We start from the raw sequence: 19,461 nt of genomic DNA, 5'->3' as shown, positions 1-19,461 counted from the left end.
GCGATGATCGACGAAGTGGGGTCGTTGATCCGTAACACCGCGGCAGAGGTCATCCTGCCGCTCTTCGGCCACCTGAACCGGGCCGACGTGACCGAGAAGGCTCCGGGGGAGTTGGTCACCGTCGCCGACCGGCGGGCCGAGCGGATCCTCGCCGAGGAACTGCCACCGCTGCTGCCCGGTTCCGTGGTGGTGGGCGAGGAGGGCGTCGCCGACGATCCCTCGCTGCTCGACCTCCTGCACGGTACGGCGCCGGTCTGGCTGGTCGACCCGCTCGACGGCACCAGCAACTTCGCCGCCGGCCGGGAGCCGTTCGCGGTGATGGTGGCACTGCTCGACGGCGGGGTGATCCGGGCGAGTTGGATCCTCGACCCGATCTCGGACGTGCTGCTGACCACCGAGGCCGGGCGGGGGACGTACCGGGACGGGGTGGCCGTGCGGCCCACGGTCGACGCCTCGCCGACCGCCCCGCGCGGCGCGGTGATGACGCGGTTCCTGCCACCGGCCTGGCGGGCCTCGGTCGAGGCGGGTGCCGACCGGCTCGGCGGGGTCCTTCCCGGCCAGCACTGTGCCGGCCGGGAGTACGCCGACATCCTCGCCGGGCACCAGCAGTTCGCGCTCTTCTGGCGCACCCTGCCCTGGGACCACGCCCCCGGGGTGCTGCTCCTGACCGAGGCGGGCGGGGTGGCGCGGCGGCTCGACGGAACGCCCTACCACCCGGCCGACGACCGGGACGGGCTGCTGGTCGCGATCGACGAACACACCTGGCACCGGGTCCGGGACACCCTCCTGCCCGGCATCGTCGGGGACGCTTCGCGTTAACCCGCGACACGGAGAGTGATGTCACATTTCGTTCACGCGATCCGGTCCACTGTGGTAGGGGCGCAGGGCCGACAGCGCCAGCCTGGTCCGGTAGTGTGACCCCCGGTCTCCCGCCCGGAGGCGCCGCATCCGGCGCCGGCGGTGGCCGCCGCCGAGGAGCTACCAGTAACGGGGGGTAGGCGGCCCGACGGAAGGAACGGCTTTCGTGCCTCGCAGGACGGCCAGTATCCGGCGCCGCGCGTCGGGAACGCTCGCGGCACTGCTCGCCGCCGTGGTGGTCGCCACCGGGACCCCGGCCGAGGCGGCTCCCGGCCCCCGCGCCCTCGGTCCCGGCGCCCTCGCGTTCGCCCCCAGCGGCCCCGGTGACGAGGGCGGCAGCAAGGCCCTGCGGGACACCTTCGAGGCCGTCTCGAAGGGACACATCGAGGCGAAGGCGAAACTCGACAACTCGGTCAAGCGCCAGGGTGAGCTCACCGCCGAGCTGACCAAGGTCGAGACCCGGCTGACCGAGCTGAACGCCGTCGTCGCGGAGGTGGCCGTCCAGTCCTACCGGCACGGCCGGCTCAGCGCCGTCGCCACCCTGCTCAACAGCGCCTCGCCGGAGGCGTTCCTGGACCGCGCCGCCGGCCTGGAGGTGATGGCCCAGCGTGACGACAAGCAGCTCCGGGCCCTCGCCGAGGCGCGCGAGGAGGCCACCCGGGCCAAGGCCGCGATCGACAACGAGGTACGTGAGCAGCAGAAGCAGCTCGCCGTGATCGCCAAGCGCAAGCAGGACGCCGAACGGGCGCTCGCCGCGGTCGGTGGCCAGTCCGCCGGGGGCTTTGTCAGCGCCAACTCGGCCTCGGCCAAGCCGGCGCCGAAGAACTCGGACGGATCGTGGCCCAAGGAGTCGTGCAACGTCGACGACCCGACCACCGGCGGTTGCATCACCCCGCGCACCCTGCACGCGATGAAGCAGGCCCAGGCCGCCGGCTTCAAGCGGCACGTCTCCTGCCACCGACCCAGCGGCGGCGGGGAGCACCCCAAGGGACGCGCCTGTGACTTCTCCTCGGCGACCAACGGGTTCGAGGACGCCGACGCCGTCGGCGGCGACCGGACGTACGGCAACAATCTTGCCGCGTACTACGTCAAGAACGCCGGCTCCCTCGGTGTGCTCTACGTGATCTGGTATCGCCAGATCTGGATGCCCGGCACCGGTTGGCGGTCGTACAACGGCGGCGGCAGTCCGGCCGGCGACCACACGAACCATGTTCATCTCTCGATGGTTTGACGCGCGGGCGGCCTCGGTCTGCGTACCATCCCAGCGATGGACACTTCACCCACGAACGGCCCGGGTACGACGAGCGGGCCCGTGACGAGCGATCTGACGACGAGCGAGCCCGTGACGCGCGAGCCCGTGACGCGCGAGCCCGTGACGCGGACGACCGTTACCGAGCCGGAACGGCGCGCACTGCCCAACGGGCTCGCCGCGACCCTGGTCTTCGTCGCCAGTGGCGCGGTGCTCGTACTTGAGACCGTGTCCCTGCGCCTGGTCGGCCCGTACCTCGGGGTCACCCTCCAGGTGACCAGCTCGGTGATCGGGGTGGCGCTCGGCGCCATCGCGTACGGTGCCTGGCTCGGCGGTTGGCTGGCCGACCGCCGCGACCCGCGTACGCTGCTCGCCCCGGCCCTGGTCCTCGCCGGCATCACCACCGCGATCACCCTGCCGGTGGTCCGGTACGCCGGTGAGGTGCTGCGCGGCGGGGCCACCGCCGGCATCCTGCTGCTCACCGCGCTGGCGGTCTTCCTGCCGGCCGCCCTGCTTGCCGCGGTCACCCCGCTGGTGGTGAAGTTGCAGCTCAGCGACTTGCGCCGGACCGGGCAGGTGGTCGGGCGACTGTCCAGCATCGGCACCCTCGGCGGCATCACCGCCACCCTCGGCACCGGCTTCGTGCTGGTCGCCGCCCTGCCGAGCACGGTCATCATGATCGGGCTGGCGTTGCTGCTCGGGCTGACCGGCCTCTGGCTCGGTTACTACCTGTGGCGGCAGGAGCGGACCTCGGTGCCCGGCCGACCCGGCATCAAGGCGGCGGTGGCGGTCCTCGGGCTGCTCGCGGCGGGACTCGCCACGATCGTGCCGAATCCGTGCGACGTGGAGACCGCGTACCACTGCGCCCGGGTGGAGGCCGACGCGCAGAACCCGGACGGCCGGCTGCTGGTGCTCAACTCGGCCTGGCACTCGTACGTCGACCTCTCCGACCCGACCCACCTGGAGTTCGCCTACACCCAGTGGATCGGCGCGGTCGCCGACGTGATGGCCCCGGCCGGTCAGCGGCTGGACGCGGTGCACCTCGGCGGCGGCGGCTTCACCGTTCCGACGTACCTGAGCGCCACCCGGCCCGGCACGGTGAACACCGTGTTCGAGATCGACGGCGGGCTGGTCGAGCTGGGCCGCCGCGAGCTGGGCATCACGCCCGGCCCGGGGCTGCGCCCGGTGGTCGGCGACGCCCGGATGCTCGTCGGCGACCTGCCCGACAACAGCGCCGACCTGGTGGTCGGGGACGCCTTCGGCCACCTCGTGGTCCCCTGGCACCTGGCCACCCGGGAGATGGCGGCCGACATCAGGCGGGTGGTCCGCCCCGGCGGCCTCTACGTGCAGAACGTGATCGACTATCCGCCGCTGCGGTTCATCCGCGCCGAGGTGGCCACCGTACGGGCCGAGTTCGAGCACGTCGCGCTGGTCGCGCCGCCGGCCGCGATCAGCGGTGCCCGGGGCGCCAACTTCCTCATCGTCGCGGCCGACACACCCCTGCCGCTCGACACCCTGCGTTACCGACTGGGCGAGAGTGTGGAGCCGGTCCTGGTGCTCGACGGGGCGGACCTGGACGAGTTCGTCGACGACGCGATGGTGCTCACCGACGAGTACGCACCGGTCGACCAGCTTCTCGCCACCGCCTGAGAGCCTGGACCGGCGGCACCGCGCCGGACAGTTGTTCATCTTTCGGTCAACCACTGACCGCCTGACCGTCGTCCGTCGGCGTTTGGATCGGGGTCCATCCCGAACATGTCAGGAGACCCCCGGTGCGACGTACCCTTTCCATCCTCGGCCTGGCCGGCGTCCTGCTGACGGCGGTGGTGGCGATCCCGACCTCGTCGTTCGCCGCACGCGACAGCGACGGGCCGGACGAGCGGCACGCGGAGAAGTCCCGCGCGGCGTCGAAGCCGCTGGTCATCGCACACCGTGGCGCGAGCGGCTACCGGCCCGAACACACCCTGGAGTCGTACCGGTTGGCGATCCGGATGGGCGTCGACTTCATCGAGCCCGACCTGGTCTCGACCAAGGACCGGGTGCTGGTCGCCCGGCACGAGAACGAGATCTCCGGCACCACCAACGTGGCCGACCACCCGGAGTTCGCCGGCCGCCGGGTCACCAAGACCATCGACGGGGTGGCGGTGACCGGCTGGTTCACCGAGGACTTCACCCTGGCCGAGCTGAAGACGCTGCGGGCCAAGGAGCGGCTGCCGCAGGTCCGCCCGACCAACACCGCCTTCGACGGCACCCTGGAGATTCCCACCCTCCAGGAGGTCATCGACCTGGCCAAGTCGGAGAGCCGGCGGCTGGACCGGACGATCGGCATCTACCCGGAGACCAAGCACCCGACCTACTTCCAGTCGATCGGGCTCGCCCTGGAGGAGCCGCTGGTCCAGGTGCTCAAGCGCAACGGCCTGACCAGCCGCAAGGACGCGGTGTTCATCCAGTCCTTCGAGACCGCGAACCTGCGCAAGCTGAGCAAGATGACCGACGTACGGCTGGCTCAGCTCCTCGACGCCACCGGACGCCCGTACGACTTCACCGTCGCCGGTGACGCCCGTACCTACCAGGATCTGGTCAAGCCGGAGAACCTGAAGTGGATCAGCACGTACGCGGACGGGATCGGCGCCACCAAGAACCTGCTCGTTCCCCGGGACGCCAGCGGCAAGCTGCTCGCCCCGACCAACGTCGTACGTGACGCCCACCGGGTCGGCCTGGACGTGCACGCCTGGACCTTCCGGGCCGAGAACCAGTTCCTCCCGACCGACTTCCGGATCGGCGCCGACCCGAACGCGCGCGGCGACATCACCGCCGAGTACGAGCTCTTCTTCAGCCTCGGCCTCGACGGCGTCTTCAGCGACCACCCCGACACCGCCGTAGCCGCCCGCGCCGCCCAGCGCTGACGCGTAAGGAAGGGCCCCTTATTAACGCTATGCGTTAATAAGGGGCCCTTCCTTACTCAGAAGTGGAGGAGGAGTTCGGGGAAGGTCGACAGGGTCAGCACGAGCTTGTCCGCCGGGTCGATCTCGGCCCGCTCCAACGCCCACGGGTACGGGTCCGGGATGTAGACCGCGTTCATTCCCGCCGATCGGGCGGGCAGGATGTCGGACTTCGGGGAGTTGCCGATCATCCAGGTGATGGACAGGTCCAACCCCTGCTCGGTCGCCAGGTGCCGGTAGACCGCGACGTCCTTCTCCGGCACGATGTGCGTGCTGCCGAAGTGGTGTCCCAACCCGGACGCGTCGATCTTGCGCTGCTGCTCCTCGGTGTCGCCCTTGGTGAGCAGCAGCAACCGGTGCCGCCGGCCGAGTTCGGCGAGGGTGTCGGCCACCCCGGGCACGAGTTCCACCCGCCGTTGCACCAGCGCCACCGCCAACTCCTCGATCCGCTGCCGCTCCGCCTCGGTGGCCGGTCGCTCACGGAGCCGGGAGAGGCAGTCGGCCAGGCTGCGTAGGAAGATCGCGCTGCCGTACCCGTGGGTGACCACGTTCGCCCGCTCGATGTCGTTGAGGATCAGGCGGATCTCGCCATGGTCCAGCGTCGGGTGCGCCACCCATTCGAGAAAATCGTCGATCACCCGCTCGAACAACGCGTTGTTCTCCCAGAGCGTGTCGTCCGCATCGAAGATCAACACTTGTCCGTCACGCCGGTCACTCATCGTCCCGAGCTGTTCCACGATCTCTCCCCGTTCTCGTCCCGGGGCGACCCTATCGGGGCGGTCCGGCGGGAGCGAGCAATTACTACGCCGTCGGGCCATAGACCGATCGACGACGCTCGGGTAGCTTCCGCAGCCAGGACCGATGACGGGAGAACCGCCGTGGGGACGTACGCGGTCGTGACCAAGGCGCCGTTGGCGCGGGTACGCGAGGCGGTGGGCGCGGGCAGGGTCGGCGGGTTCGTGGCACCCGACCCGCTCGGCACGATCGTGCTCTTCGACCCGCCGAGAGGAATGAGGTCCAGCAGTCGACGCCTGGCCGGACCCGCCGCCGCGCTGGTCCGGCGGACCGGCGAGCCGGCCTGGATGCTGCTGGCGAACGAGGCGCTGGCAGAGGCGATGCTGCTGGCGCCGACCGGTGGTCCGTGGAGCCTGCAATGGGCGGCGGACTGGCAACCCTCGGAGGACCCGGCCGAGTATCTTACCGACCGGAAGGCGTGGGACACGTACTGCGAGGAGATAGCCGCCGCGTACGGCCAGCCGGAACACGGGACCGACCTGGCGCTGATCCGTAACGACCCGGTGCCGGGCCGTCCCCGGCCGCTCGTCGCCGACCTGCTGCGCCAGGTGTGCCGGGTGTTCGGGCTGCCGGACGTCGCGGTCGGGCGTTCCCTGCTCGTCGGCGACGATCCGGGACTCCACGAGGCCGAACGGTTCGACGTGACCACCCGGGGCGTGCTCGGCCGGCTGATGGCCCAGTCCTACTGATGGCCGGGCCGAGGCAGGAGCCGGTGGTGGTCCGGCCGACCGGCGACCCGGTCGCGGGATTCGGGGCGGCCGGGGTCACCGGCCCGATCGGTCCGATCGACGCGATCCGGGCCACCGTGCACCGCCTGGTTCTGCTCACCGACCGCGTCCCGGCCGTCGCGGGCGAGACCGACGGCTGGACCCGCATCGAGAGCATCGCTACTGTCAGCACCGCTATCGACAGCACCGCCACCGATACCGACACCGGGAGCGGCTTGCGCGGGCTTGGTGTCGCCGCCCGGGTTCCCGCCTGCCGGCTGGGGTTCGACGAGGACGGGCTCTGGCTGGTCGCGTACGGGCCGGACGGTTCGGTGGTCGGCCCGATCGGTGCCGATGCCACCGAGGCCGACGCGGCGTCGGCCGTCGCCGTCTTCGGGCTGCCCGACGGGGCGCCACTCCTGCTCCGCGCGTTGACCAGCGTTTCGACCGGCTACGACGGCCCGGCCAGGATCGCCGACGCCTGCCGTTGCCTGGGGCTGCCGTTGGAACTGCTGACCCCGGCCGGGCCCGGACCCGACACCGTGGTCGGTGCGCCGCCGGCCCGACCGGAGGTCGGCGTGGTCCTGGTGTACGCCCCGGCGGTGGTCGCCGCAGCCGAGGCGCCGCTGACCCGGCAGTCGGCCTGGACGGTGCCGGTCGACCCACTGCGCTGCGTGCAGCTCTGGGACGGCCGGGGTCCCCGGGCGAACCTGCCGGTCGCCGCCCAGGTGCTGGCCGACCGGCGGTGGCCGACGCTGGCCTACTGGTGGTCGGAGCGGACCGCGGGTTTTGTGCTGACCAGACGCAACCGGATCGCCGGGGCACACGAGTGGGGCGGTGGTGCGCCGGCCACCGCCGAGGCGACGGCCCGGGCCGGTCGGCAACTGGCCGAGGTGTTCGGCGTACCGGAGCGGGCGTTGACCGTGGTCGGGCTGTTGCGCCGGACCGACCTGCCGCCGGGCGAGGCGCTCACCGAGTTGGGGCGCCTGTTGGACGTACCGGTGGAGACGGTCGGTCGGAGCGCGGCGGAGCTGACAGAGTGGGCCGAGTCGGTGCCGGGGGCGATCCGGACCGAGCGGCTGAGCTTTGTCGGCGCGGTGGTGCATTCCGTACGCGAGCATCCGATGCGCCCGCCCCGGGAGGATCTCTACCACGTCCGCCCGAGGTGGCAGCGCCTGCTCAGCGGGTTGACCCTGCTGGCGGTCGCGCCGATCACGGCGCTCGCCGGGGTGAGCTGGTTGCACGGCGAGACGAGCGGATGGTGGGTGCTGCTCGGAGTGGTGCTCTGCGGGGACATGGCGTGGGGCGTACGTCCCGGTCGGCGCAGCCGGATGCGGGTCAGCCGGGGCACGAACCCGATCGACGGCGCCCGCTGACGTTCGGTCCGCCCAGCCGCCGTCCCGCCGCCCTGCCGCCGCCCAGCCGCTCGGCCGTGCCGTGTCGACATTCCGGAAAGTTGATCTACCCCAATTGATCAAGTGCGCGTAACGTCCTCGACTGCCGCAAGTTGATCGACACTTGGGAGTTTATCCATGGCATTGCGCCCGCGCGGGATCAGGCTCGCCGCCCTGATCTCCACCCTCCTGGCCGTGACCGGAGCCACGCCCGCCACGGCGGCCGCCCGCTCGTCCCCCGACCCCGGTACGGGTTCGGCTACCGGTGCGCCGGCCGGCGCGAGCCCGGTCAGCACGCCGCCCGGAACCCACACGGTCACCCTGATCACCGGTGACGTGGTCACCACCAGGCAGAACGGCACCGGGGCCGGCGGCACCGTCCAGGTACGGCGCCCGGACGGCACTCCCTCGCGGGCGCGGATCGTCGAGTCCGGCGACAGCCTCTACGTGTACCCCGAGGCGGTGCTGCCGTTCGTCGCCGCGAAGACACTCGACCGGCGGCTGTTCGACATCACCTCGCTGGTCGCCGACGGGTACGACGACGCGCACACCGCCACGTTGCCGCTGATCGTCGAGTACACCGATGCCGGGCAGGGGCTGCGGGGCGCCGCCACACCACCCGGTGCCGTCCGGAGCCGGGCGCTCACCAGCATCCAGGGCGCGGCGGTCAGCACCGAACGGGGACGGGCCGCCGACTTCTGGGCCGCCGTCACGTCGAGCTCGTCCGACCCCTCGACCCGCTCGAAGTCCACCCAGGACGGTACGCCGAGCTTCGGCGCCGGGATCGGCAAGAACGGTACGCCGAGCTTCGGCGCCGGAATCGAGAAGATCTGGCTCGACGGTCGGGTCTTCCCCGACCTGGCCGAGAGCACCGCGCAGATCGGCGCACCCGAGGTCTGGGCCGGCGGCGACACCGGCGAGGGCGTACGCGTGGCCGTGCTGGACACCGGGATCGACGCCAGCCACCCGGACCTGACCGACCGGATCGCCGAGTCGGCCGTCTTCGTACCGGACGAGGAGATTGTCGACCGGAGAGGACACGGCACCCACGTCGCCTCCACCATCGCCGGCACCGGCGCCGCCTCCGGCGGCCGGGAGAAGGGGGTCGCCCCCGGCGCCCAACTCGCCGTCGGCAAGGTGCTCAGCGACCAGGGCTACGGGCTCGACTCGTGGGTGCTCGCCGGCATGGAGTGGGCCGCCCGCGACGCCGACGCCGCCATCGTCAACATGAGCCTCGGCTCGGACCAGCCCAGCGACGGCTCGGACCCGATCAGCCAGGCCGTCAACTCGCTCAGCGCCGAGACCGGCGCGCTCTTCGTGGTCGCCGCCGGCAACTTCGGCGCCCCCTCCACCGTCAGCGCGCCCGGCGCCGCCGACGCGGCCCTGACCGTCGGCGCGGTGGACGGCAACGACGAACTCGCCTACTTCTCCAGCCAGGGGCCGCGACTCGCGGACGAGGCGCTCAAGCCCGAACTGACCGCACCCGGCGTCGCCATCCTCGCGGCGCACTCCCGCTACGCGGCCGGGGACGAGGGTTACTACCAGACCATGGACGGCACCTCGATGGCCACCCCGCACGTGGCCGGCGCCGCCGCGCTGCTCGCCGCCGAACACCCCGGGTGGACCGGCCAGCAACTCAAGGACGCGCTGGTCAGCACGACCAAGGCCACCCCACGGTACGACGCCTACCAGGGCGGCACCGGTCGGCTGGACGTCGCCGCCGCCGTACGGGCGCCGATCGTGGCCACCGGCACCGCGTACACCGGGGTCGCCCTCGACCCAAGGCCCGCGACCGCGAACCGTGCGACCAGCATGGCCGCCGGCCCGGTGTCACGTCCGGTGACCTACACCAACACCACCGGCCAGCCGATCACGCTCGACCTGGCGCTGGACGCCGCGAGCGCGCCGACCGGGCTGTTCGCCCTCTCCACGAACCGGGTCACCGTGCCGGGCAACGGCACCGCGACCGTCACCCTGACCGTGGACCCGAGCCGGGCCAGCCCCGGCGCCCGGTACACCGGCCAGGTCGTGGCGAGCGGTGCCGGCACCGTCCTGGCCCGGACCGCGATCGGGGTCGGCACCGTCACCCCCTACCACCGGCTGACCCTGCGTCTGACCGGCCGCGACGGACAGCCTCTCGGCGGCTTCGTGGAACTCATGCGGTCGGGCAGCTTCGGACCGGACTTCGTCTGGGTCGACGGTGAGACCAGCATGCTCCTCCCCGAGGACGTCTACTCGGCGATGTCCTTCGTCGACGTCCCGGGCAGCCACGGGACGAACTCGCTCGGCCTGGCCCTGATCGGCGACCCCGACATCGACCTGCGTCGGGACACCACGGTCGCGCTGGACGCGTCCAAGGTCCGTCAGGTGCAGTCGACGGTGCCCCGCTCGACCGGCGACACGTACGCCCGACTCGACTACCACCGCACCATGGGCGGCGGACTCTGGCGTTCGTTTGTCGACGCGGGCGTCTACTACGACAGCTTCTGGGCCGTGCCCAGCAGCGACAAGGTCACCCACGGCGACTTCTACCTCAGCGCCCGCTGGCGGAAGGAGCAGCCGGTGCTGAGCGTCGCGAGCAGCAGGGACGACTTCGACGACCTGGTCCGCCAGCAGGGCACCACCCAGTTGCCGAAGGGCAGGTGGGACCTGACGGCGGTCTACGCCGGCAACGGCGCCGCCGCCGACTACGCCAAGGTCGACGCCCGGGGCAAAATCGCCGTGGTACGGCGCAACGACGACGTCACCGACCGGGCGCAGGCCGCCGCCGCGACCTCGGCCGGGGCAAAACTGCTGCTGGTGGTGAGCGACCAGCCGTGGCGGGACGTCCGCAACTACGGCGTCGACTTCTTCACCCCCACGCCGATCGAGGTGGCACTGCTCTCGAAGGACGCGGGCCTGGCCCTGGTCGACCAGATCAGGCGCGGCCCGACGAAGCTCACCGTGACCTCCCAACCGGCCGCCGACTACCTCTACGACCTGGTCCAGACGCACCACAACACGATTCCGCGCGAGTTGACCCGGCGGGAGACCGAGCGGACCCTGGCCCGGATCGACGTCAACTTCAACCTGCCGGCCGGTGCCACCCGGGGTGGCGAGTTCCGGTTCGACTGGCCGTCCTACAACGACTGGGGCATCGGGCTCACCAGCAACCGCCCGCTGGCACCCGTACGCACCGACTGGGTCTCCACGGGTGAGCTGTACAAGTGGGGACAGGAGGCGTACGTCGAGGGCGGCACCTACCAGATCGACGAGCGGATCAGTTACCAGCCGGGCAGTTTGGGCCACGAGCGGTTCTTCACCCCGATCGAGCGCCCGTACCTGAACAACAACTTCCGGCCGCCGTTCCGTAACGGCCAGACCTTCAACCTGGACATCCCCGGCGCCGGCGGGGACGACCACGTGGGCATGGTGCTGAACGCCTCGGCCCAGACCAACACGCTCTACCAGGGCGGCACCCAGCTCGGGCAGGGCACCGGCACCCGGGTCACCGGGACCGCGCCGAGTGCGAAGACACTGCCGTACCGGCTGAACGTGAAGACCAGCCAGGACCCGACGGCCGGGCCGTACTCGACCCGTACCGAGACCGACTGGACCTTCCGCTCGAAGGCTCCCACCGGCGAGGGGAACGCGGTACTCCCGCTGCTCCAGCTCGACTACAAGGTTGACACCGACGCCGCCGGGACCACGAAGGCAAAAACCGAACTGACCCTGGCCGCCGCGCACCTGCCGGACGCCACCGACTGTGGCCGGATCGACTCGGTCGGGCTGGACATCTCGTACGACGACGGCGCCCACTGGCAGCGTCAGTCCCTGGACCGGGCCAAGGACGGCCAGTGGAAGGCGAACCTACGGGCCCCGAAGGGCGCCCGCTTCGTCTCCATCCGCGCCACCGCCCGCGACACCACCGGCAACTCGGTAACCCAAACCATCACCCGCGCCTTCGGCCTGCGGTGAAAGGAAGGGCCCCTTATTAACGCATAGCGTTAATAAGGGGCCCTTCCTTTCACCCGAGGCGCTCCGCGAGCAGGGAGAGGAGCGCCTCGGCCTGGGCCCGTTGAAAGGCCCGTACGGTCGGCAGTCCCGGGGCGGACGGTTGCCGGCAGATGTCGACGAAATACCCGGCGAAGCCCGCCAGTACGGCGGTCAGGTCGGCCGGATCGACGCCGGTACGCCCGGCAAGCTCCACCAACAGCCGATCGGCCCGCGCACCGTCACCACCGTCGAGCAGGCGTACGTTGACCAGCAGCAGGAGCGTGTCCAACCAGGCCGGACCGGTGCACGCCCACGCCCAGTCGACCAGGACCACCCCATCGGCAGCTCGCCCGTCGGCCGTGAGCAGCAGGTTGTCCGTACGGATGTCGAGGTGGACCAGGGTCTCACCGGCCAGCGCCGTCATCGCCCGCGGAGCGAGTGCGCGAAGTTCGTCCAGCCGCTCGGCGGCCCACGGGGCCAGGTCGGCGGGTGGGTCGGCGGCCACCCGCTGCCAGCCGTCGAAGTTCTGGCGCAACGTCTGCGCCGCCGTGGGCAGATCGGACAGCGGCGACGGGGTGAGCCGCTCGGCGAGCATCCGCAGGGTGGCGAGCACCCGTTCCAGCTCGTCGTCGTCCCAGGGCGTACGTGGCGGCCGGCCCTCGATGTCCTCCAGCACCAGCGCCACCCAGTCCCCGTCGTCGTACGAGCCGAGCAGGCGCGGCGCCGGCACGTGCGACGGCAGCGCGGCGGTCACCCGGGCCTCGTGGCGGTGCATCTGCGGCGTACGCGGGTTCTGCGCGCTGCTCACCGCCTTGACGAAGGCACGTCGACCGTCGACGGTGCGCACCCGGTCGGCGGTGCTGGGCGAGTAGCCCCCGGTCTGGGAGTAAGCCCCCACGACCGACCCGCCGATGATCTCCTCCACCGCCGAGCGGACCCGCCCGGGGAGGTCGGTCCATCGAATTCGTACGCCGGCAGAAGTCGCCATGCCGGGATGGTGCCACGCCCGGCACCCCATGGTCTTCCCCGTTCTCATGAGTCGACGGGTCAAGGAAAGGCCCCGGAACGCGAACCGCGTTCCGGGGCCTTGTACGCCGCGACTCAGTCGTTCAGGCCGCAGTCATCGCCCGGCGTGGGCATGCACGCCAGCTTCTTGTAGTCGGCGGGAGCGGTGACGTCCAGCTTCGCCAGGTTGTCCGCGTTCCGGGGCAACCACTCGTAATTGCTGGTGGTGATACCCGTGAAGACCTTGCTGATTACCCGGACCGGCAGGTAGGACTCACTGTCGACCCAGATCTCCATGGACTCCTCCCGCGCCTTCGCCTTGTCCATGGCGCTCTCCGGGCCGCCGAGCCACTGCAGGTGCACGGTCGCCTTGCCGTCTACCGACTCCTTGCCGATGAGCTTCAGCTTCCCGTTGTCCAGCGCGGCCTTGAGCTCGGTCGGGTTGAGCTGGGGCGGCAGCGACTGGATGTTGGTGCTGTCCACGGCGGTGAGCTTTGAGACCTCGAAGGTCCACCACTTCTTCTTGAGGTGGTCGAACTGGGCGCCCGCAGAGCCGTTCACCGTGGTGGTGTAGTCATTCTTGTCGCCGAAGAAGAGCACCATGTCCTGCCGCGTCCGGTCGGACTTCGGGTCACCCCAGTATTCGATGGTGCTGGCCGGCTTGCCGTCGCGGCCCTCGTGCGAGGCGCGCTCGTGCTGGACGTAGTTGGAGAGGTCGCCCAGGGCGGCGCCGGCCCGCTCGGCGACGAAGCTGACGGTGAGCATCTCCGGGGCGGCGCTGGTGCCGGTGCCGCCCGCGTTGGTGCTCGGGGTCGAGGTGTCCGGGCTGAGCGTCAGCGAGGCGGCCAGCGCGACGGCGGCGACCACCGGCACGGCACCGGCGATGCGCAGGCCCCAGGTGCGGCGGTTGTTCTTACGGTGCAGGGTCTCGGTGAGACCCGACGGTGCGGTCATTGCGTACGTCTCCTCGTGTAGCCGGTTGGCCAGCAGTTGACCTAGCTGTTCTTCGTCGAGAGCGGTCATTGGAAAACCCTCACTTCCTGGTGTTCGTTGATGTCCCCGAGCAGTTCCCGAAGCCGGGAGAGGGCACGTGAGGTGTACGACTTGACCGTTCCGGTCGAGCAGCCGACCAGTTCGGCCGTCTGTTCGACGGAGAGGTCCTCGAAGTAGCGGAGCACGATCACCTGACGTTGGCGGATCGGCAGTTTCGCCACCGCGTCGGTCACCATCCGCCGGTCACCGATCCCGTCCAATCCGGGATCGCTGGCGCGGAAGACGTCCGTGTCCTCGGGGAGGACCGTCTCCCGGGGCCGCCGCAGCAGCGCCCTGATCCGGTCACGGGACAGGTTGACCAAAACGTGCCGAACGTACGCCTCGGGTGCGTCGCGGGCCTTGGACCAGCGGCGCATCGTGCGGAGCAGGGCGGTCTGCAGCAGGTCCTCGGCATGCCCACGGTCTCCCGTAAGCAGGTACGCGAGGCGCAGGAGCGCTGCCGACTTCTGCTCCACGAACGTGTCGAAGCTCGGATCAACTCTCACGCAGCTAAGAACTCCACCCGTCTACGCCGGGTTGCCACGCACGAACCAGCCACACGAGGTCTTCATGAGATCCAAATATCACCTTTGTCTAGTTTGCGACACTCTGCTGCGAATCGCTGAATCGGGTCTCTGTCGGCCACTCTGGGAACTGTCGACATTGTCGGTGAGACCCGGCGAATGACCCTCTGGTTGCGACCCGATATCGAAACCTTCCGTGCTCGACCACACGCTCACCAGGTGAACCAGGCATCCGCCAGCTTTCATTCGTACAAAGTACGGTTGAGATCTCGTTCGTTGAGGTGTTATTGAATCCATCAGCTTCATCTCGGCGAAAGCTTCCGGCCTTCCAATTTTTGGCGGTACCGCACCTACCAGGCAAAGAGGGTAGCGCGGCCGTGATCCGACAACTGCTGGGTGGCGCCCGGCTTGGTTCATGATGGGAGGTGTGGTTGTAGCGAACTGTTGGCAGTCTGTCTCGGCCGGAAGTCCAAATTCCCATAGCCGATCATCTGGCTTCAATCGACCGGTATTTACAATGCCGTCCTGCCGTAAGAGAATATCCTGTTCGTGATCACTTTTGCGGGGAGGGGTTAATGTCCGAGGGAGACTTCCGGCAGCTGCTTGAAGTAATGCCAAGAATTGCGGAGGCGGTGAAAGATCTTCCGGATGGATTACAAGAAAGGGCTTTTGATGAACTGATCAACATGTTCAAGGGGGTGCCGACTCCGCGGATGGCCTCCGCAGAGATGTTGTCTGTCGCGCGGCAACCAGCCGAAGAAGGAGGTGTTAGCGGAACCGAGGATGAGTCGTATGAAGAACTTTCCGCGACTGGGGGTCAGTCGCGGAGGACAAAGAAGGCCGGGACGCCACGGAAGGTGACTGGGCGGCGCTCGTGGTCCCCCGTCCGTGACATAGACTTCCGGCCTCCGGATAAACAAGCGTTCCGTGATCTTGTAGCCGAAAAAGAACCGACAACGAATTTCCAGAAAAATCTACTTGCAATCTATTGGCTAGAGCAAGTATATGAACTATCCGAAATCACGGTAGGTCATGTCGTTGCTGCCTATAAGGAGTGCAATTGGCGGGAGATGGCCCAGGCTGACAAGCAGCTTCGCAACACGGCGAGCGAAACGCAATGGATCGATACGGGCAGCATGAAGGCGATCAAAACTACCCCCAGGGGCCGAAACACCGTCGAACATGACATGCCACTACCCGGCAAGGTCAAGAAGTGACGCTTGATGCGACGACTGCCCTGGCGCATCTGCCGCCGGGACTTCGCAGCGAACTGGTCGAGGAGTTCCGCAAGATTACCCGTAACTATCGGGAGCGTCGGTGGGAAGCGACTGAGCTGGACGGCGGGCGTTTTTCTGAAGTCGCGTACACCATCCTGCACGGCTATCTGAACGGGGGAAACTATGCCCAGGTGGCCAGCAAGCCCGCGAAGTTTGATCAAGCCTGCAGGCAGCTAGAGTCGGCAAGCGGTGCCCAATACCCAAAGTCGGCCCGAGTGAGCATCCCACGGGTTCTTGTGGCGCTTTACGACATCCGTAACAATCGGGGTGTATCGCATGTGGGTGCCGAGGTTAGTGCTAATCACATGGATTCCGAGTATGTGCTGCACGCCTCACAGTGGGTCATGGCGGAGTTTGTGCGGATCTTCCATGGCACGGATCTTCAAACCGCGACGAGCGTTGTCGATGCTCTCGTTGAACGGACTGTGCCGCTGATTTGGGAGGTTGGCGATGTAAAACGCGTGCTCGATCCGGCCATGAAGCTTGCTGACGCAACTCTCCTGCTGTTGCATTCGTCCACATCGCCACTGACCGACACAACCTTGGCAAAGTACCTCGAACAGGACCGGCTCCCTAACTACAAGCGAGTACTGAGGCGGCTCCATGTCGACCGGCTTGTGGACTACAACGAGACGGCCGGGATTGTGACCCTTTCCCCGTTGGGCACCAAGGGCGTGGAGGAACGCATTTTGCCCCGCCAGGTCTTGTAGGGGTGTGCGGCGGTTCCTCGGCGTACCACAAGGCGCGGCGAGGACCGCTGCACGCGCGATCTCCCTGCGCGAGCGGGAACTCTTACCACTCGGGGGCGTGTGGAGTTAGTTTGACCTGCAGGAGTTTCACTCGGCGACGCTGCTGAAGCCGTATCTGTGGCCGTTATGGCTGCCCCTGCTGCCACGGCGAGCTACTTCGAGGAGTGGTCGGTGACGTATGTGCCTCGGCCGGGTTGGCCGATGATGAGGTCGCGCTCGTGAAGCAGTGACAGTGCTCGGTACGCGGTGCCCATGCTGACGCCGTACTGGTCGGCGAGCTTCCGGGTGGAGGGAAGCTTGTCGCCGGGTTTGAGTTCGCCGCTTTTGATCTTTTCAGTGATCTCGGCGGCCATGATCCTGAATGGTGGCTGTGCTGTTGGCATGAGGTGTCTCCGGGTTGGTTCGGCACCTCCGATCATGCCCCACCTGCTCTAGTAACTGCAATAGCTCAGGAAACTCGCTACGGCCTAGACTGTTCCTAGTTACTAAGGTAGGTTTGGCCCGTCCGTCACCGGGATGGTTCGGCAAATCATCGGCGGGGCGGGTAGTGCCGGGATGGGGGCACCCGGAAGTTTGCCCTCGTCCCGGTCCCGTTGGCGGCCCGGTCCGGACTTCCCCCGTTGCTCGGGCCGGGTCGCCTTCCAGTCCTGGCGAGAGGTGGTTGGCACGTGCGCAGACTGTTGAGGTTTCTCATGCCGTGGCGGCGGTCCGGGGCGGTTCCGGTCGGTCCGGTCGCCGCGACGCGGCATCGGTCCGGCAACCAGGCGAGCGGCTACTACCGGGCGGCGACGTACCCGCCGTTGAGTGAGGGGCAGGTGCGGGACCGGCAGTTTCCGAGCAGCCGTCGTGGCCTCGACCCCGAGGAGGTTCGTCACTTCCTGCACCGGGTCGCCAACGAACTGAGCGCCCTGCACGGCGAGTTGGACCGCACACAGAACGAGAACGTACGGATCAAGAATCAACTGCGTGCCTGGCAGTCGCAGTTCGCGCCGAGGGCACGCGTGTGACCAGCACGGATGGGCGCCTGGGTCGCTACGTCATCCATCTTCCCGTCACCGCCGTCGACCTGACCGGGGCGCTCGCGCTCGGCCGGGTCCTGGCCCGGTCGGTCGGCTGGCTGACCCAGATCGACGCGAACGGCACCGAACTCTCCGAAGAGGACAACCAGAACGTACGGCACCAGCTCTTCTGTGATCGCCGGCTCGACGGCTCGTCCCGTCGCTGCGGGCGGGCGGCCGGGCACGGTGGTGGTTGCGGATGAGCGAGGCACCGTGCGTCGACTCCACCGAACACGGCCGGCTCCGCGCCCAGCTCGTACTCACGGTGGCCAACCGGGAGACCGGTGCGGTCGCCTCGGTCAGCGTCGTGCCGGGGTTGGTGCAACCGACGCGGTCCCCGTACGGTGGCTGGCTGTTGCCCTTGTTTCCGCTGGTCAGCGAGCTGGCCGCGCGGACCGGGACGGCCGTGGCGAGTCTGCGTGAGGTGGATCGGCCGAGTCGGCCGCTCGACGCCGACGGCGAGCTGAGCCCGCACCTGCCCCGGGCCTGGCAGCCCGACCTGCCCGAGCCGGAGCGGCACGCGCTGGAGGCGACCGCGCTCGCCGGGCACTCCCACCGCCCGTGGCGGGTCTACCTCGGCGACACCACCGACCCGGGGCCACCGCAGCACGGCCGGCTGCTCGCCCAACTGTGTCGGGCCGCCGACCAGCTCTGTCTCGACCTGGTGATCGACGCCCGGCCGAGCGGCGGCGCCCTCACCTGGGACATCCGCTTCGAAGTGCCGGGCTCGCCCCTCCCGACCACCCCACACGGGTACGCGACCAGCCTGCCCGCCGCGATCGAGGCGACCACTGTCGGCGAGGCGATGTTCGGTCTCGCCGAACGGTGTGCGACCGCCCCGGCGCACTACCTGAAGCCTCCCGCCGGACCGGGGCGGCCGGTTGACGAACCCGACGTCGACCGGCTCGAACGGCGGATCCTGCGGGACTGCGCGGACGGCGACGGGCGCGGCGCGCAGGCGGTCTGGCGGGACCGGCGCTGGTGGCACAGCGGTCTCCGGGCGGTCCGGCGTGGTTGGCAACCACCGTCACCGGCCTACCTCGGTGCCGCGATTCCGAGTGTGATCTGCCCGGACTGTCGCGGCACCGGCACCGCCCGGCAGGGGACCAGGCGCTGTTTCACCTGTGCGGGCCTTCGGCGCCTCCACCAGGGGGTGGCCGTGATCGTCACCGACCTGGCCGACCAGACAATCTGGCTCAACTGGCGTCCGAACCCCGGCCGAGCAGGGGACGACGGGCGGGGCGCCGACGGGTCCGGGACCGTGGTGGCGCGGGAGGCCGGTGGGCAACCGGTCGTGCGGCTCGGCGAGCGTTACCGGCTCGGCTCCTGGGCCAGGCTCTGCGGACACGGGCGCGAGGCGCTGACCGAGTTCGACAGCGGCCATGTCATCGACCACAACCTCGACCACGGTGTGGTGACCCTGCTGGAGCCGGGGGCGGACCCGCTCGGACGCTACCTGGTGCTCGCCGCCCGGGGTCGCCCCGGTGCCCGGCTGCTGGTCCAGCTCACGTCCTGGACGGAGACGTCGATCGGGCAGCTCATCCGCCTGGTCCACGGCCTCGGGCTGGCACTCCGGGTGACGGTCAAGGACCTGACCGCGAACGCCGACGATCCTTCCCGGGGGCAGGGGACGTTCTGGCAGGTGAGCGCCGTTGACCCGACGGACACCAGCGCCCCGGTTTTCCCGCCGTCGCATCGGAGCCTGCCCGAGGCGGTCGCGCACTGCCTGCGTTACCTGGGCTCGGCCCTGCACGCTGCCGTACCGTCCGACCCGGGTCAGCCGATGCGTGTGCCGCAGCAGTCGGCGGCGCTCACCGAGCCGGTGGACCCGGAGCCGTCACTGCGTCGGCTCGCCCGGAACGCTCCGGGCGAGCCGATCACCGTACGGCTGTGATT

The 19,461-nt window shown here is 69.4% G+C and carries 17 protein-coding genes; 12 read left to right on the top strand and 5 right to left on the bottom strand.

The annotated features are described in order from the left end of the window. Nucleotides 1-3: 3 nt before the first annotated feature. The 4 genes from ACI2K4_RS13385 (at nucleotide 4) to ACI2K4_RS13370 (ending at nucleotide 5,013) form a co-directional block, all read left to right on the top strand. The gene (locus ACI2K4_RS13385; RefSeq protein ID WP_404510908.1) at nucleotides 4-819 is read left to right on the top strand and encodes an inositol monophosphatase family protein; all 816 of its coding nucleotides are present in this window, start codon (nucleotides 4-6) and stop codon (nucleotides 817-819) included. A gap of 205 nt (nucleotides 820-1,024) precedes the next feature. After that, nucleotides 1,025-2,089, top strand: a complete 1,065-nt coding sequence (locus tag ACI2K4_RS13380) for a coiled-coil domain-containing protein (protein WP_404510906.1) — start codon at nucleotides 1,025-1,027, stop codon at nucleotides 2,087-2,089. A gap of 36 nt (nucleotides 2,090-2,125) precedes the next feature. Further along, a complete protein-coding gene (locus ACI2K4_RS13375; RefSeq protein ID WP_404510904.1) occupies nucleotides 2,126-3,757 on the top strand; it encodes a fused MFS/spermidine synthase in 1,632 nt (543 codons plus the stop codon). Between the two features lie 122 nt (nucleotides 3,758-3,879). Then, nucleotides 3,880-5,013 (top strand): glycerophosphodiester phosphodiesterase, encoded by a 1,134-nt coding sequence (locus ACI2K4_RS13370; protein WP_404510902.1) that lies wholly within the window; start codon nucleotides 3,880-3,882, stop codon nucleotides 5,011-5,013. Nucleotides 5,014-5,069: 56 nt separating this feature from the next. On the opposite strand, the gene ACI2K4_RS13365 is transcribed toward ACI2K4_RS13370, so the two are convergent. Further along, the gene (locus ACI2K4_RS13365) at nucleotides 5,070-5,768 is read right to left on the bottom strand and encodes an HAD family hydrolase (RefSeq protein WP_404511808.1); all 699 of its coding nucleotides are present in this window, start codon (nucleotides 5,766-5,768) and stop codon (nucleotides 5,070-5,072) included. A 159-nt stretch (nucleotides 5,769-5,927) separates the two neighbouring features. Here ACI2K4_RS13365 and ACI2K4_RS13360 point away from each other — a divergent pair, with 159 nt between their 5' ends. The 3 genes from ACI2K4_RS13360 (at nucleotide 5,928) to ACI2K4_RS13350 (ending at nucleotide 11,902) form a co-directional block, all read left to right on the top strand. Then, the gene (locus ACI2K4_RS13360) at nucleotides 5,928-6,533 is read left to right on the top strand and encodes a hypothetical protein (protein ID WP_404510900.1); all 606 of its coding nucleotides are present in this window, start codon (nucleotides 5,928-5,930) and stop codon (nucleotides 6,531-6,533) included. Continuing rightward, the gene (locus ACI2K4_RS13355) at nucleotides 6,533-7,927 is read left to right on the top strand and encodes a hypothetical protein (protein WP_404510898.1); all 1,395 of its coding nucleotides are present in this window, start codon (nucleotides 6,533-6,535) and stop codon (nucleotides 7,925-7,927) included. The genes ACI2K4_RS13360 and ACI2K4_RS13355 overlap by 1 nt, the downstream gene beginning before the upstream one ends. A 156-nt stretch (nucleotides 7,928-8,083) precedes the next feature. After that, nucleotides 8,084-11,902: a S8 family serine peptidase gene (locus ACI2K4_RS13350; RefSeq protein ID WP_404510896.1), complete on the top strand. Its 3,819-nt coding sequence runs from the start codon at nucleotides 8,084-8,086 to the stop codon at nucleotides 11,900-11,902. A gap of 49 nt (nucleotides 11,903-11,951) precedes the next feature. Here the strand turns inward: ACI2K4_RS13350 and ACI2K4_RS13345 are convergent, their stop codons facing one another. The 3 genes from ACI2K4_RS13345 to ACI2K4_RS13335 form a co-directional block, all read right to left on the bottom strand. Further along, a complete protein-coding gene (locus ACI2K4_RS13345; RefSeq protein ID WP_404510894.1) occupies nucleotides 11,952-12,908 on the bottom strand; it encodes an aminoglycoside phosphotransferase family protein in 957 nt (318 codons plus the stop codon). Nucleotides 12,909-13,021: 113 nt separating this feature from the next. Beyond that, nucleotides 13,022-13,948, bottom strand: coding sequence for a hypothetical protein (locus tag ACI2K4_RS13340; RefSeq protein ID WP_404510892.1), 927 nt, complete (start codon nucleotides 13,946-13,948; stop codon nucleotides 13,022-13,024). Next, nucleotides 13,945-14,463 (bottom strand): SigE family RNA polymerase sigma factor, encoded by a 519-nt coding sequence (locus ACI2K4_RS13335; RefSeq protein WP_404510890.1) that lies wholly within the window; start codon nucleotides 14,461-14,463, stop codon nucleotides 13,945-13,947. Before ACI2K4_RS13335 ends, ACI2K4_RS13340 begins: the two co-directional genes overlap by 4 nt. 593 nt (nucleotides 14,464-15,056) lie before the next feature. On the opposite strand from ACI2K4_RS13335, the gene ACI2K4_RS13330 reads away from it, so the two are divergent. Then, nucleotides 15,057-15,698, top strand: a complete 642-nt coding sequence (locus ACI2K4_RS13330) for a hypothetical protein (protein WP_404510888.1) — start codon at nucleotides 15,057-15,059, stop codon at nucleotides 15,696-15,698. Next, entirely contained in the window at nucleotides 15,695-16,468 is a 774-nt protein-coding gene (locus ACI2K4_RS13325; protein WP_404510886.1) for a hypothetical protein, read from the top strand. Before ACI2K4_RS13330 ends, ACI2K4_RS13325 begins: the two co-directional genes overlap by 4 nt. 191 nt (nucleotides 16,469-16,659) lie before the next feature. On the opposite strand, the gene ACI2K4_RS13320 is transcribed toward ACI2K4_RS13325, so the two are convergent. Beyond that, nucleotides 16,660-16,860 (bottom strand): GntR family transcriptional regulator, encoded by a 201-nt coding sequence (locus ACI2K4_RS13320; RefSeq protein WP_404510884.1) that lies wholly within the window; start codon nucleotides 16,858-16,860, stop codon nucleotides 16,660-16,662. Between the two features lie 315 nt (nucleotides 16,861-17,175). Between ACI2K4_RS13320 and ACI2K4_RS13315 the strand changes: the two genes are divergently transcribed. Genes ACI2K4_RS13315 through ACI2K4_RS13305 form a run of 3 tightly spaced genes read left to right on the top strand, consistent with a single transcriptional unit; the run spans nucleotide 17,176 to nucleotide 19,459 of the window. Next, nucleotides 17,176-17,514, top strand: a complete 339-nt coding sequence (locus tag ACI2K4_RS13315) for a DivIVA domain-containing protein (RefSeq protein ID WP_404510882.1) — start codon at nucleotides 17,176-17,178, stop codon at nucleotides 17,512-17,514. Further along, entirely contained in the window at nucleotides 17,511-17,768 is a 258-nt protein-coding gene (locus ACI2K4_RS13310; RefSeq protein ID WP_404510880.1) for a hypothetical protein, read from the top strand. The genes ACI2K4_RS13315 and ACI2K4_RS13310 overlap by 4 nt, the downstream gene beginning before the upstream one ends. Then, the gene (locus ACI2K4_RS13305; RefSeq protein ID WP_404510878.1) at nucleotides 17,765-19,459 is read left to right on the top strand and encodes a hypothetical protein; all 1,695 of its coding nucleotides are present in this window, start codon (nucleotides 17,765-17,767) and stop codon (nucleotides 19,457-19,459) included. Before ACI2K4_RS13310 ends, ACI2K4_RS13305 begins: the two co-directional genes overlap by 4 nt. Nucleotides 19,460-19,461 lie beyond the last annotated feature (2 nt).

The organism is Micromonospora sp. NPDC050397 (assembly GCF_044901685.1).
GTDB lineage: Bacteria > Actinomycetota > Actinomycetes > Mycobacteriales > Micromonosporaceae > Micromonospora_G.
This window is presented reverse-complemented; position numbering and strand designations above follow the sequence as displayed.

Excerpts from the sequence above, each read along its gene's own strand:
- ACI2K4_RS13385 (WP_404510908.1), top strand. The coding sequence starts at position 4 with ATGATCGACGAAGTGGGGTCGTTGATCCGTAACACCGCGGCAGAGGTC.
- ACI2K4_RS13375 (WP_404510904.1), top strand. The coding sequence starts at position 2,126 with ATGGACACTTCACCCACGAACGGCCCGGGTACGACGAGCGGGCCCGTG.
- ACI2K4_RS13365 (WP_404511808.1), bottom strand. The coding sequence starts at position 5,768 with ATGAGTGACCGGCGTGACGGACAAGTGTTGATCTTCGATGCGGACGAC.
- ACI2K4_RS13355 (WP_404510898.1), top strand. The coding sequence starts at position 6,533 with ATGGCCGGGCCGAGGCAGGAGCCGGTGGTGGTCCGGCCGACCGGCGAC.
- ACI2K4_RS13350 (WP_404510896.1), top strand. The coding sequence starts at position 8,084 with ATGGCATTGCGCCCGCGCGGGATCAGGCTCGCCGCCCTGATCTCCACC.
- ACI2K4_RS13345 (WP_404510894.1), bottom strand. The coding sequence starts at position 12,908 with ATGGCGACTTCTGCCGGCGTACGAATTCGATGGACCGACCTCCCCGGG.
- ACI2K4_RS13340 (WP_404510892.1), bottom strand. The coding sequence starts at position 13,948 with ATGACCGCTCTCGACGAAGAACAGCTAGGTCAACTGCTGGCCAACCGG.
- ACI2K4_RS13330 (WP_404510888.1), top strand. The coding sequence starts at position 15,057 with ATGTCCGAGGGAGACTTCCGGCAGCTGCTTGAAGTAATGCCAAGAATT.
- ACI2K4_RS13320 (WP_404510884.1), bottom strand. The coding sequence starts at position 16,860 with ATGGCCGCCGAGATCACTGAAAAGATCAAAAGCGGCGAACTCAAACCC.
- ACI2K4_RS13305 (WP_404510878.1), top strand. The coding sequence starts at position 17,765 with ATGAGCGAGGCACCGTGCGTCGACTCCACCGAACACGGCCGGCTCCGC.